At 45.4% G+C, this 14,699-nt stretch carries 9 protein-coding genes; 8 read left to right on the plus strand and 1 reads right to left on the minus strand.

Going from position 1 to position 14,699, the window contains the following annotated elements; translation table 11 throughout:
- Nucleotides 1–131 precede the first annotated feature (131 nt).
- Nucleotides 132–3,806 (minus strand): multifunctional oxoglutarate decarboxylase/oxoglutarate dehydrogenase thiamine pyrophosphate-binding subunit/dihydrolipoyllysine-residue succinyltransferase subunit, encoded by a 3,675-nt coding sequence (locus DDZ15_RS06090; RefSeq protein ID WP_109646162.1) that lies wholly within the window; start codon nt 3,804–3,806, stop codon nt 132–134.
- Nucleotides 3,807–4,124: 318 nt separating this feature from the next.
- Between DDZ15_RS06090 and DDZ15_RS06095 the strand changes: the two genes are divergently transcribed.
- From DDZ15_RS06095 to DDZ15_RS06130, 8 genes are all read left to right on the plus strand, one after another.
- On the plus strand, nt 4,125–5,930 hold the full coding sequence (locus DDZ15_RS06095; protein WP_109646164.1) for a M3 family oligoendopeptidase: 1,806 nt from the start codon (nt 4,125–4,127) through the stop codon (nt 5,928–5,930).
- A gap of 11 nt (nt 5,931–5,941) precedes the next feature.
- Nucleotides 5,942–7,402, plus strand: coding sequence for a GAF domain-containing protein (locus tag DDZ15_RS06100; RefSeq protein WP_109646166.1), 1,461 nt, complete (start codon nt 5,942–5,944; stop codon nt 7,400–7,402).
- Nucleotides 7,399–8,580, plus strand: a complete 1,182-nt coding sequence (locus DDZ15_RS06105) for a phosphopentomutase (RefSeq protein ID WP_109646168.1) — start codon at nt 7,399–7,401, stop codon at nt 8,578–8,580. The genes DDZ15_RS06100 and DDZ15_RS06105 overlap by 4 nt, the downstream gene beginning before the upstream one ends.
- Before the next feature lie 177 nt (nt 8,581–8,757).
- Entirely contained in the window at nt 8,758–9,612 is an 855-nt protein-coding gene (locus tag DDZ15_RS06110; RefSeq protein ID WP_109646170.1) for a sigma-70 family RNA polymerase sigma factor, read from the plus strand.
- Nucleotides 9,613–9,782: 170 nt separating this feature from the next.
- Nucleotides 9,783–12,881: a BPTD_3080 family restriction endonuclease gene (locus DDZ15_RS06115; protein ID WP_109646172.1), complete on the plus strand. Its 3,099-nt coding sequence runs from the start codon at nt 9,783–9,785 to the stop codon at nt 12,879–12,881.
- Between the two features lie 61 nt (nt 12,882–12,942).
- The gene (locus tag DDZ15_RS06120; RefSeq protein WP_199222895.1) at nt 12,943–13,506 is read left to right on the plus strand and encodes a hypothetical protein; all 564 of its coding nucleotides are present in this window, start codon (nt 12,943–12,945) and stop codon (nt 13,504–13,506) included.
- Nucleotides 13,507–13,510: 4 nt separating this feature from the next.
- Complete coding sequence (locus DDZ15_RS06125) at nt 13,511–14,227, plus strand: helix-turn-helix transcriptional regulator (protein ID WP_109646176.1); 717 nt, start codon at nt 13,511–13,513, stop codon at nt 14,225–14,227.
- Entirely contained in the window at nt 14,224–14,685 is a 462-nt protein-coding gene (locus DDZ15_RS06130) for a hypothetical protein (RefSeq protein WP_109646178.1), read from the plus strand. The genes DDZ15_RS06125 and DDZ15_RS06130 overlap by 4 nt, the downstream gene beginning before the upstream one ends.
- The last annotated feature ends 14 nt before the right edge of the window (nt 14,686–14,699 follow it).

Below are 14,699 nucleotides of genomic sequence, written 5' to 3' on the forward strand. Positions count from 1 at the left end.
CGGGAGAAGGCAAAAGGCAGAAGTTGGTGGTTTGTTGCCTGTAGCTTGCTGCCTGCACCCCTTGGTCTACGAAGCTTCAGCGTAGTAGACTGCACCACGAGCCCTGAACCCTGAGCCCCGGATTCTGAATTCTATCCCAGCGCTGTTTCAATCAGTTTTTTCTGTTCCGCCTCATGGATGGCTTTTTGTCCGGCTGCGGGTGACGCAGAGGCTTGCCTGCCCGCATAGGTTAACTTCTGACCCTTGCCCAGAATAGATTCAATTCTGTTGGAAACAAATGTCCATGCACCCATATTGCGCGGCTCTTCCTGACACCATACGATCTCTTTGACATGGCTCATTTTTTTCAGATAAGAGCGCAGATCCTTGTCAGGGAACGGATAGAACTGTTCGAGTCGCGCGAGTGCAACGGATGATTTCTCCTGTTCATCACGCTCCTTGTAAAGATCGTAGTACACCTTGCCCGAACAGATAACCAGACGGTCAATCGATTTCTCATCTTCTACGTCAAGATCCTCTATAAAAGGATGAAATTTCCCTGTTGCCAGCTCCTCCACATTGCAAACGGCAAGGGGATGACGAAGAAGGCTCTTAGGCGACATGATGATCAGGGGTTTCTTTTTGTCCTGAAGAACCTGCTTTCTCAGAGCATGGAAATACTGTGTGGGCGTGGTAAAATTGGCTACCTGGATATTATCTTCAGCGCAAAGCTGCAGAAAGCGTTCGAGCCTGGCGGAAGAGTGTTCAGGTCCCTGTCCTTCATAGCCGTGTGGAAGCGTCATAACGATGGACGACTGCTGCCCCCACTTGGCTTCGGATGAAGTGATGAACTGATCAATTATGACCTGCGCGCCGTTCGCAAAATCTCCGAACTGCGCTTCCCATACTACCAGGGCATCCAGTTTTGCTGAGGCATATCCGAATTCAAATCCGAGCGCTGCAAACTCACTGAGAAGACTGTTATAGGGCGTAAATATTCCCTGATTCTCATAGAGATTGTTGAGTGGTATAAACTTCTGTGCAGTATTCGTTCCGTGAAGCACCGCATGCCGGTGTGAAAAAGTACCTCTCTCCACATCCTGGCCGGTAAGGCGAATGGTGGTTCCGTCTTTTAGCAGTGACCCGAAAGCAAGCGCCTCTGCAAAACCCCAGTCAATTTTTTTCTCATTGTTCTGGGCAGCTTCAGCACGTTTGGCAAGCTGTCGAAGCAGTTTTGGGTTGGCGTCAAAATTTTTAGGAACCGTATTCAGCTTAACGGCAATCTCTTTAAGGTCTTCAATCGGGAAGGTGGTATCAGGAAAGGTGTCGCGTTCCTTTTGCGTCTCCTCCGACCGGTCGAGCATCTTATCGGTTACTTCAAGAGCCGGTGAGCTTTTCGCGTCTTCAAAAGCCTGATTCAGCAGCTCCTCAAATTCATTGAAAATGGAGTCGGTCTCTTCCTTGCTGAATTCACCTTTACGTAACAGCTCCTCCAGGTAGATGTCTCGCGCAGTTGGGTGATTTTCTATCTCTTTATAAAGGCCGGGCTGGGTAAAGGCCGGTTCGTCACCTTCATTGTGCCCGTGCTTTCTGTAGCAGATCAGGTCGATTACCACGTCTTTTCCGAACTGCTGTCGATATTCAAGTGCCAGACGCATTGCATGCACGGCAGCTTCCGGATCGTCTCCGTTGACGTGAAAAATAGGAGCCAGAATCATTTTGGCAAGATCCGAAGCATATTCCGTGGAGCGTGCATCCAGTGGAAGCGTGGTAAACCCAATCTGGTTGTTGATAATGATATGGATGGTGCCGCCGGTCTCATAACCGCGCAGCTGCGACATATTGAGCGTTTCGGCGACCACACCCTGTCCCGCAAACGCAGCATCGCCATGCATCAATACGGGAATAATTTTCTTCTCTGCATCATTCGATCCGTGGTGATCCTGGCTTGCCCGTGCAGCACCTTCCACAACCGGGTTTACCGCTTCAAGGTGACTTGGATTCGGCAGCAGCTCCAGTTCGATCTCATGTCCGCTCTTGGTTTCATAGTTTCCTTTCGTGCCAAGATGGTATTTCACGTCACCCGATCCCTGGATGGAATCCGGGTCAATGTTCCCCTCAAAGTCTGCAAAGACTTTTTGATAAGGTTTATTCATAATATTGACCAGGATGTTGAGCCTGCCGCGGTGGGCCATGCCAAAGAAAAATTTCTCCACATCCTTTTCACCCGCTTTTTCCATTAGAAAATGCATCATGGGGATCAGCGTCTCGGCACCCTCCAGTGAAAACCTTTTGTGCCCGATGTATTTTCTGTGAAGAAACTGCTCAAAGGCCATAGCCTGATTGAGCTTATGCAATATATCCTCTTTTTCGTCCTTGGTGAGGTTTGGAGTGTTCGTGGTCGACTCCATCGACTCGCGAAGGAATTTGCGCTCATCGAGATCCAGAATGTGCATGTACTCAGCGCCTATCTTGCCGCAATAGGTATTTCTGAGAAGCTTAATGATGTCGCGCAGCCTGGTGATGTCCTGTCCGCCAAGGCCTTCACAGTAAAACTCACGGTCGAGGTCCCAAAGGGTCAGCCCGTAATAATCAAGGTCCAGTTCGGGTGAGTGTCCGGGCTCAGCACCGAGCGGATCCAGGTCGGCCAGCACATGACCGCGCATGCGGTACATATTAATGAGTCTCCATACCGCTATGGCGCGCCGGTCCTGTTCAAGGGTGTTGGCTTTACCGCTCAGCTGCCCTTCATATTTGTCTTCACCGTACGGCAGCGGCGCATAAGGTATTTCAAGATCCTCAAAGATGGCATCGTAAAAGGTCTCTTCACCGTTCAGCAGGGAGTGCACTTTCTGAAGAAACATGCCTGATTCCGCACCCTGAATAATCCGGTGGTCGTAGGTACATGTCACGGTCATAACCTTACTGATACCAAGCTGATTCAGCACGTCCTGCGCCATCGACTGGTATTCTGCCGGGTAGTTGATAGCACCCGTGGCAATGATTGCACCCTGCCCCTTCATCAGCCTCGGAACCGATGACACGGTACCGATGGTGCCCGGGTTGGTGATGCTGATTGTCGTGCCCTGAAAGTCGGACAGCTCCAGGTTTCCGCTTCTGGCTTTCTCGATCAGTTCAGCGTAAGCGTAAAGAAATTCCCGGAAATTCATCCGGTCTACATTTTTTATGTTGGGAACCACCAGGTTTCGTGACCCATCCTTACTCTCGAGGTCCACAGCTATTCCAAGGTTTACCGAGGATGGTTTCACGCGATAGTGAGAACCCTCTTTCTGAGCATAGAACGAGTTGATCGAGGGAAAATCCTTCAGAGCCTGAATGACCGCCCATGCGATAAAATGTGTAAAAGAGGCTTTTGGCTCGCCCCGCTGCAGCAGGTGCGTATTAACAATGGTACGATCTTCCGTAAGCATTTTGACCGGCAGAACGCGCAGTGAGGTCGCTGTGGGTACCTCAATGCTATTATCCATGTTCTCGACTATCTTAGACGAGACCCCTTTGATCTTTTCCAGTTCCGCATCATCCGGAATTACAACATCCGGCTTCTCTTTTTCAGGTGCTTTTGCAGGCTGTTTCTTTTCCGGAGCTTTTGCCTCTGCTTCCGGTTCTTCCTCTGTTTCCGGGGCTTTCACAGCAGGCGCGCCATTCGATTCAGGTTCCGGCTCGGGAACCGGTGCCTCTTTGCCTTCTATTTCGTCAAAATACTTTTTCCAGTGGGGCGGGACGGAATCCGGATTTTCCAGATATTGGTCATAAAGCTCTTCAACCAGTGCGGAATTGGGTCCAAATACGGCTTCAAGTGATTTCAAAACAAAAGGGTGTCTTTAGGGTAATAAAATGAACGGTATGCGTGGCAGATTTCCGGAATGGCCAACATCTCTCCCGGTATTGGAAGCTGCTGAAAATAAGTGACAATAGGCGATCCCAAGAAGGATAGATAATTACGTTAACTGCCCGGTTTTCCGTTTAATTTTGAACAATTTCTAAATTAACCATTATTGCGTAAAAAAACGATGATATTTCAGCTTAAAGAAACACAAAAGAAGTGCATTTCTGAATTCAAAGAGGGTGAATCATTGTTTATATTCACGCTGAGTTTCAATCCTAAATGAACATCAATACCAATTATGAGCAGTAACGGTGAAAAAGAGAAAAGCGGAGCAGAAAACATTCAGTGGGACCTCTCCGATCTGTACGCCTCTCCGGACGCCCCCGGGCTGAAAGAGGATCGCAAAAACCTGCTTGAGCGCGCAGATGCTTTTGCGGAAAAGTACAGGGGGCGGATAGCGCAAATATCTCCTGAAGAGTTTGCGGAAATGCTTACGGAATACGAAGAATTGGTTCAGACTTCCGGTAAGATCGGATCTTACTCACATCTGATCTGGTCGACCAACACGGAAGATTCTTCCTATGGTAAACTGCTTCAGGAAGCAAGTGAACTGAGCGCCGAACTTAGTCAGAAGCTGGTCTTTTTCGATGTTGAATGGCTCAGGCTGGAAGAAGAACGGGCATCCGCGCTGATCAATGCCCCGGAACTGGAACGCTGGAAGCACTATCTGGAAGTATCACGCAGCTATAAAGAACATGTTTTGAGTGAAGAGGCTGAAAAAGTGATGAGTGCCAAATCGGTAACCGGAAGCAGGGCATGGAATCGTTTCTTCGATGAAACACTGGGTGCGGCACGCTTTGAACTGGACGGAGAACAATTTACCGAACAGGAAGTACTCAGCAAGCTGCACAATCCAGATCGCGAATTGAGGCAGAAAGCCCATGCATCACTTACAGAAACATTCAGAGATCACTCGCGGTCCCTCACGTTTATCTTCAACACGCTGCTGGCCGACAAGTATACCAACGACAAGCTGCGAAACTATGACAGCTGGATTGCGTCCAGGAATCTTTCCAATCAAACGGACGCGAAAACGGTAAATGCACTCATTGAAGCCGTTACCGGAAAATATGAGCTTGTACAGCGATACTACAGGCTTAAGCGCACGCTGCTGGGCCTGGATGAAATTTTTGACTACGACCGGTACGCTCCGATTGTCAAAACCACAGAGACGGTTCAGTGGACCGACGCGAAGGAGATGGTTCTCGAAGCTTACTCAGACTTTCACCCTTCAATGGGTGAGATTGCGGGGCACTTTTTTGAAAATAACTGGATCGATGCAGCCATCAGGCCCGGTAAGAGGGGAGGTGCGTACTCCGCCAGCACCGTTACATCGGTTCATCCTTACGTATTTATGAATTACGACGGTCAGCTGAGAGATGTGCAGACACTTGCCCATGAACTCGGACACGGCGTTCATCAGTATCTTTCAAGGAAGCAAGGTGAACTGCAATCGTCGACACCCCTTACAACAGCAGAAACCGCTTCTGTTTTTGGGGAAATGCTGGTCTTTAACCGTCTGATGGACCGGCTCGATGATCCTAAAGAGAAATTGGCGCTTCTAATCAGCAAAATCGATGATACCATCGCTACCGTATTCAGACAGGTGTCGATGAACCGATTCGAAGACCGCATACATACCGGCAGAAGGGAACAGGGGGAGCTGACAACAGAACAGTTTTCCGACCACTGGTTTGAAACCCAGAAAGCCCTGTATGGCAATTCCGTAACCATAACCGATGAATACAGGCTATGGTGGTGCTATATTCCGCACTTCCTGCATACACCGGGCTATGTGTATGCGTACGCCTTCGGAGAATTGCTGGTACTTGCACTCTACGATGCATACAAGTCGGAGAGCAATGGATTTGCGGATCGTTACATGGATCTGCTGGCAGCGGGAGGGTCTGACTGGCCCCACAACCTGATCGCCGGTATGGGTATCGATATCCGCGACCGGAATTTCTGGAACCGGGGTCTGGACCTCTTCGAATCCATGATCAGCAGAGCTGAAGAACTTGCCGCAGAAACTGCCACTTCCTGAAATACCTGATTATGCCGGCCAAACGCGAAGAAAAAGCACTTCTGGAATTCAAGCATGCGGTTGATGATGTGGTACGTCTGCTCCGTAAAGCATCCGAAGCGCAAACGGTCTACCTCTATTGGGTGAACCGTCAGCGTGGTCAGTTTGTTCTGGAAACCAGCTCAACCATCCTTCAGAACGTCATGTTTGAGGACAGGGTTGGCTTCGAGGCGCACTATCTTGACGGGTATAAGGACATCGAACAGATTACTCAGTTAAAGGTTCAGGAAGACGTGCCGAAAGATGCCCTCAAACACTATCATGAACACATTCCCGTTCGCTTTTTAACATTGGTTCCATTTACCAACAATGGTGAAACCGTGGCAGTCACGGTCATCGAAACGGAAGAGCAGATCAGCACTACAGAGCTTGAAGAGACGCTGTCGGCCTACAGAAATGCACTTCTAAACCTTCTGAACACCTACCTGGAGCTGACGGATCTTTATGAAGTGCAGCGGGAGTGGCCCGATTATGAAGAGTCCCTCGAAAAACTGTCCCCCAGGCTTCATAAAGTGGAGAATATTAAAATTCTTGTTGAGGAGATGCAGAAACTGCTCCCTTCCGGCGACGTACTTATAGTGGCACGCGGCATGGACAGCTGGGTTTCACTGATTGGCTCCAAAAAAGGAACATCGGTAACCTCACCCGGTCTGATGGTGGAAGAAAAATCGATGGCCTACGATGCCCTCCAGAAGGGAACAGCCCAGTTTTCGATGCATTTTAACCAAAACCCAAAGAGGATTTCTTCACTTGAATCAGATACAAGAGGGGCAACGCTGGCCATTCCGGTACTGATCAATGACAGGCGGCATGCAGTGGTGCTGGCTTACGACAAAAATCCGCTTGTCTTCAAGGAATCAACCAAACATCAGCTGAAAAACGTTGTGAGGGTAGCATCACTTTCCATTCAGGTTCATCTGGGGAAAATAGGAGTGGATGAAGACCTTCTTACCAGTGAATACGGCAGCTTCATTCCGGAAATGTGGGAGTATGGTCTTGAAGTGATGATAGCCAATGCGGGGAAAACAGAACGCAAAGGTTGGTTTGGATTTGCAGGTGTGGAAAATGCAGCAGAACTGAGATCCAGGTTTCGTCTGGAAACACTTAAAAAACTGCAGAAACTGATTGTGAAAAAATTAAACCCTGCAGCGTCCGGTTACAGCGGATATATTGGTTTTAATTCCGATTACATCTACTCATTTCTTCTGTACAGCGAGGATGAAAATGAATATGCGGAGTGGAAAAAGAGTGTTGAGAAAATATTCGCGGAACCCCTGGAGCTTATTGATGGACAGAAAGCCGAAGTCAGTATCAAAATGGGATCGGTGTACGTAGATGGGCCCGGAGCTGATATTCATGATGTAATGGACAGTGCAAAAGAGGAGCTTTCGGCTGCGATGAAGGAGAATGTCAAAGATGAAGGGAATAACTGATGGGCAGGGTCTTTTTGGTGATCATAGACGGACTGGGAATAGGAGCCCAGGAAGACGCAGCAGAGTACGGTGATGAATCTGCAAATACGCTGGCCGGGGTTAGCAGGGAAACGGGATGCAGGCTTCCGAACTTTGAGAAACTGGGGCTGGGAAATATTGAGCCCCTGCCGTCTATTCCACCCGTTGATTTTCCCGTTTCGTGCGTGGGGAAGATGCGGGAGGTTTCGGCTGGAAAAGATTCTACCACAGGGCATTGGGAACTTGCGGGACTGATTCTCGACAAAGCATTTCCAACCTATCCCAACGGATTTCCTGAGGATGTTATTGAACGGTTTTGTACCGTAACGGGTCATCAAGGTGTTTTGTGTAATCTGCCCTATTCGGGTACGGATGTAATCAGGGATTACGGGAAAGAGCATCTGTCAACCGGCCGGCCGATTGTTTACACTTCGGCTGACAGTGTTTTTCAGGTGGCCTGCCATGCGGATGTGACACCGGTTGAGACTCTCTACCGATGGTGCGAGCATGCCAGGACGAATGTTATGGTCGGAGAACATGCAGTGGGGAGGGTTATCGCAAGGCCTTTTGAAGGGAAGCCGGGTTCGTTTGAGCGCATTTCAGACCGCAGAAAAGACTATTCACATCCGGTTCCAACACCCAATATGTTAAGTGTGCTGCAGAAAGCGGGCGTAAAAACCTACTCGATCGGTAAGGTGATCGACCTGTTTGCAGGTGAGGGATTCAGCCAGTACCGCAAAACAAGAAGTAATGCAGAGGGAATTTCACAGCTTCTCAGCCTGATGAGCGCAGGTATCAACCATAGTTTTACATTTATCAACCTGATTGATACCGATCAGCTGTATGGTCACAGACAGAACCCGGAGGGATACGCTAAAGCGCTCGGTGAAATAGATCGCGCCCTGCCTGCCATGCTGGAAAAGCTGTCCGGTGAAGATCTTCTGATTATCACAGGCGATCATGGGAACGACCCCACCGATAACTCTACCGACCACACCCGTGAATTTGTCCCGCTGCTTGTATTTAAAGGAAGACCGGAAAAAAAGGACTGTGATTTGGGAGTGAGGGAAACGTTTGCTGACGTTTCAGCAACGATTCTGGACTACTTTGGCTGCGCAAATCCGCTAAATGGAAACTCTTTTTTGAAACAAATCAGCTGAAATTTACGCATATATCAGAGGGGCTGATAAACATAATAACGACCCTGTAGATTTTGTCAAATTTTGGTATATTTAATGTTTCGTATGAAAACTTGGCGCAACATCTTCAGGACCGTATCGTTCTCATACCAGTCTATAGCAGGCTATTAGCAATCTGAACATAGAAAACAATTAAACGTGGCAAAAAGCTCAGGAATTTCTACCAGAGAGTCCGAATCACTGGACCGCTATCTACACGAAATTGGAAAAGAGAAACTGATTACCCCGGACGATGAGGTCCGTCTTGCAAAAGAGATACAGAAAGGGTCGCAGAAAGCTCTTGAAGAATTAACCAAAGCCAACCTGCGTTTTGTGGTATCTGTCGCCAAACAGTACCAGAACCAGGGGTTGTCGCTGGGTGACCTTATCAATGAAGGGAACCTCGGATTGATCAAGGCGGCAAAACGTTTTGATGAAACCCGCGGATTCAAATTTATTTCCTACGCCGTTTGGTGGATACGTCAGTCGATTCTGCAGGCACTGGCCGAGCAGAGCCGAATTGTGCGTCTGCCGCTTAATCGGGTTGGTGCACTGAACAAAATCGGAAAAGAGCTCTCCAAGCTGGAACAGGAGTATGAACGTGTACCCTCCGCAGCCGAACTGGCTGAAAGCCTGGATATGACCGTTTCGGAAGTTGCGGATACGCTCAAAATTTCAGGACGACATCTCTCCATGGATGCCCCGTTTGCACAGGGCGAGGATAACCGCCTGCTCGACGTGCTCGAAAACGAAGAGATCCCCAATCCGGATAACGATCTGATGGGCGAATCGCTGAAAGTGGAAATTGAGCGCGCCCTTTCCAAGCTGACCAAGCGGGAAGCAGAAGTGATCCGGCTCTATTTTGGTATCGGCCGTGAGCACTCCCTGACGCTTGAAGAGATCGGCGAACGTTTCGATCTTACTCGCGAGCGCGTACGACAGATTAAGGAAAAAGCACTGCGCAAGCTGCGGCATCATAACCGCAGCGCCGCACTCCGCGCTTATCTGGGCTGATCCATCCCTCAACCTATGAGTTTGTCAAAGCCGCTCTCCCAATCCGGAGCGGCTTTTTTTATCGTATTAATTTATTTATACAATAAATCATTGTCATTTATGACTTTCAATAATATTTAAAACTTCTATATTTGATAGTGATTTTGAATAAAATTTGATATCTGTCATTAATGCAGAATAAAAACCCAATTCTAAATAGCCCATATAAAGAGCCAAAATATCACTATGCGACTAGAGGAGACGGTAGCCTGGATTATGCTGAAGTAATTGAAGGGCGCAGATTATTTGTACCGGATTTGAATGCTCCTATTCCGAATAAAGCGGGTGATCAAAAAGAAGTATTCAGCGTAAATGATTTTGGAAGGCAATATGATACTTTACTTGTCAACCAGGTAAGAAAGCATACCAGGGATTGGAGAGAACAGAAGTATCCTGGGGTAACAAGAGTATCAAAAGATTTAATGTCTCACTGGTTTCTTCAATATGAAGATGAGCCTCGAAAGAACCTCTTTTTTGCACAGCGAGAAGCTATTGAAACAGCAGTTTGGCTGAATGAAGTAGCATCTAAAAGCAATTATGGTCAAAACATTATACAAAGACTGCAAACTGAACAGCAAAACGTAAGTAAGAAAAAAGCAGAGCAGTTGCCGCGAATTGCCTTTAAAATGGCAACAGGAACAGGTAAAACCGTGGTAATGGCTGCTTTGATTCTGTACCACTATCTAAATCGAAGCGAGTATAAACAAGACACACGATTTGCCGACTATTTTCTTGTTGTGGCTCCAAGTATTACTATTAGAGACAGATTAGGAGTTTTACAGGTTGATCGTAGCTCTGATAGAGAAGTTGAGCGGAATGATTATTACGCAGAAAGAAAACTGTGTCCTCCGAAATACAGAGATCAGTTAAACGGGATCAATTCACGGTTAGTGATTACCAACTACCATAGCTTTATGCCTAAAACCCTTCAGGGGAATAAGAAAAGCCCGTATGATGGGAAAGTGGATGCAGAAGGTAACAAACAAGAGGCAAAAGAATCACCATCACAAATGGTGAAGCGTGTTCTCAAAAATTTCAAATCCGGAAGCCGTTTATTGGTTTTAAATGATGAAGCTCATCACTGCTATCTTCCAAAACGAAAAGGAAGAACAAAAGATCACGAAGGTAGCAACGAAAATGAGAAAGCAGCGGTATGGTTTTCAGGACTGTCAGAAATTGGCAAAAGATTTCAAATCAATAATGTTTATGACCTTTCTGCTACACCATACTATTTAAATGGATCTGGATACACTCCTTACAGTCTTTTTGGATGGGTAGTTTCTGATTTTGGTTTGATTGAAGCGATTGAAAGCGGGCTTGTGAAAATCCCTTTCCTTCCTATTGATGATACCTCTCAGGAATTGGATGAAGCAAAATTGAAGAATCTATACGATCATGTAAAAGATAAACTTCCGAAGAAAGGTCGGCGGAAAAGGAAGAAAGAAGCAAAAAAGAAGGGGAAATCGATAGGTGATGAAGTACCGGATTTACCCCCTCTTGTTCATCTTGCTATGGAGAAGTTTTACAAAGACTATCTCGATTATGAAGAAGGATTACGTAAGGAAGGTGAGATAAGTCCGGATCTGTTATCGTCACCACCCGTTTTTATTGTTGTTTGTAACAACACATCCGTTTCTCGTGAGATGTATAAAGCGATAGCCGGTTACGAGATTCTGAATGAGGATGATGAAATAGAACGGGTTGTTGGAGGAAAACTGGACTTATTTTCCAACTATGATGAGCAAACCAATCGCCCTAAGAGAAAATCACCTACTCTCTTGATTGATAGTGAAGCGCTGGATGATGCTGATCAGATTAATAAGGATTTTAAAAAGATTTTCGCATCGGAAATTGAAGAATTTAAGAAACAGTACGCTAATCAATATGGACAGGGGACGGCTGATCGGATTGATGATGCAGATATATTACGAGAGGTGGTAAATACAGTTGGTAAACCCGGAAAACTTGGAGGACACATTCGCTGTGTAGTCTCAGTTTCGATGCTTACTGAGGGGTGGGATGCTAACACTGTAACTCACATTATGGGTTTGCGTGCTTTTGGCTCTCAACTATTGTGTGAACAGGTGGCTGGTCGGGCTTTGCGGAGAATGAGATACGATCTGGTTGGGTATGATAAAGAAGGAAACCCGACGAAAGATCAGCGGAAAATAGTAGAGTATAAATTTCCACCTGAATATGCCCAGATCATCGGTGTTCCCTTTAAACTGTTTAAACAAGGTGCTACGGAACTGCCTGAGCCTGTTGAAACACATCGAATTTATGCCATGCCGGAGAGGCAAAAAGAGCACGAAATTACGTTTCCTGTATTGAGCGGTTATCGTAAAGAGTTTTCAGAAGATGAATTGACTTGTGACTATACAGATGTTGAGCCGTATGAAGTAGATTTAACGGACTTACCACTTGGGACAACTATGGGATCTGCTTTTACGGATGATGACCGGCAGCTAAAAGTTCAATCTGTGAAAGAAAAACGGGATCAGGAAGTTATTTTCAATTTGACCCGACACGTTCTTCGTTATCATTTCTCAGATGGCGAAAAGAATCTAAACTTTGGCCTGTTCAACAGGGTGAAAAAGATAGTTGAGAAGTGGTATGATGAGCGATTGACGGTTATAGGGCATGAAGACAATGTGTATAAACGGCTGATTGAAATCTATGATCCCATCGCGGTTACAGATCACATTATGAGAGGTGTGAATGCGGTAAAGAACACGGAAGAGTTTATTCGGCCCATTTTTGCCCGTTCCTCAGAAAAGTTTGGCAGTACCCGGTATGTAAATGGTGTAACGCAACGTGAAGTACGGCCTACAACCAAAAGCCATGTGAATGCGGTTGTAGCTGATTCCGACTGGGAGCAAATCGCCGCTAAAGAGATGGAGAATCTGGATGAGATCCTGAGCTATGTAAAAAACGACTATCTCGGTTTTTTTATCCCATACCTCAAAGATGGTTCGGAGCGAAATTACCAGCCGGACTTTCTATGCCGGTGCAAAACACCATCCGGAAAAATCATAAATCTGATTCTCGAAATCAGCGGTTACAATAAGGATAAAGCTGAAAAGAAATTCTATACAGAAAAATTCTGGCTGCCGGCCGTGAATGCGGTTCGGGATAAATACAAGTATGATGAATGGCATTTCCTTGAGGTGGCCAACGATATTCGCAATACGCGGCAGCTTTTGATCGATAAAATCAGGTCGATAACATGAAGAGAAGGAATGAATATGCGATTAGTTGGGAACTTTTTAGTCAACCTATAAGTTGATTACCATGAAAATTGTTCCTATAATCGAAGATCCTGAGCCGATACTGTATACTGTTCAGTATCTTAATGAAGAAAAAGATGAGTTAGACAAGGCGTTTGATGAATGGATGGATCCCGAGTTTTTGAAGCATTTCTTTGAATTAAACTCAGAGGACTTGAAAGCGTATAATAATTTTCATGGCACCCATTACACGGTAGATGAAGCAGTATCAAAGACAATTGACGATGCCTTTGATTTTCAAGATCTATTATACGAGGCTGCAGACCCTGGAAATAAAACTGAGTTGAAAATTCTTCAGGATTTATTTGAACCTCTGCGCAATCATGAAAACGAATATTATTCGCTGCAAAAAAGTAAAGCAAGAAACTCCTGGCTCCGTTTTTATGCCATACGAATTGAAGAGAATTTATACGTTATAACAGGTGGATGTATAAAACTCACACAAAAAATGAAAGAACGCACTCATACCGATTTGGAATTGAAAAAAATCGATCAAGTGAAACGGTATTTGAAGAATAAAGGGCTTATCAATAAAAAAGCGTTTAAAGAATTAGAATTAGGTATTTAATACCATGACTGATATAAAGAAAAAAATAGCTGAAGTAGCTGAGAAAGATAAAAGCAAGTGGCTTGAAAAAGCTAAATATCGTCGTGAAAATCGTGATTGGTTAGTGAAATCAAAGCGTATAGCTCTGCGTGTACTCGGTGTGCTCAAGGAAAGAGGTATGCAGCAGAAAGAGTTGGCGGAAAAGTTAGGGGTATCCAAACAGCAGGTGAGCAAAATTGTGAAAGGAAAAGAGAACCTGACTCTCGAAACAATTTCAAAGCTTGAGAAAGCTTTGGAGATATCTTTGTTAATAATTCCAAGCCATAAATCTGAATCAGATCAACAAGAGAAACCAGCTAGAGCTCAAGTAGATCAATTTAGTAAATTAAAGGAAACAGCAACTATTCTTTCACAAATTGAACCGCAATTGATTAGTTATCTGCAAGTAGCCATGGATTCTGAAGAATATGCTGCTCGTGAAAGTGTCAAAAGAACATTTATTAATCTTTTTGATGAAATCAGAAGAGATGAGACTAAAGATAACAAGTACTTGTTTAGTTATTTGTTATCTGATGTACGTCATCAATACATTAACACAGTTAAAGAAGAGGTTAGGAATAGTTTTGCAAAAAATATCCCTACTGTTAAAACACACTTCTCCTCTAAAGTCAAATGGACTCAAGCAAATAAGCAGGTTTGGGAATCACCTGAGGATAAACCAAAAATGATGCTTGTTGGATGAGTACAAAAAAAGATTTAGTGTTTGGCTTTAAATTTTCAGATATCGATACTCATGAGTTTGCCACAATTGATGAAAATTTTAAAGACTCGGAACCATCTAACCTTGCACTGTCCATTAATTATGGTGTGAATCCGGAGCTTCGGGGTGTCGGCATCAAATTCAAAGTTCAATTTGAACAAAAGAAGAAACCTTTCCTCATTATTGCAGCCACATGTGGATTTGAAATTGAAAAGAAAGCGTGGGCTAAGCTGCTGGATAAAGAGTCAAACAAATTAATCCTCCCTGAGGACTTTGCCTCCCACCTTGCCGTTTTAACCGTGGGAACCATTCGGGGAATTTTACACGAAAAAACAAAGGGTACTCCTTACAACAAATTTATTCTACCTCCGATCAACCTGACAGAGTTGATTAAACAGGATGTTGAGATTGATTTAGAAAAGCTGGAAGAACCTGAATAGGCACATTCCTGGAT

It is taken from the genome of Rhodohalobacter mucosus (assembly GCF_003150675.1).
GTDB lineage: Bacteria > Bacteroidota > Rhodothermia > Balneolales > Balneolaceae > Rhodohalobacter > Rhodohalobacter mucosus.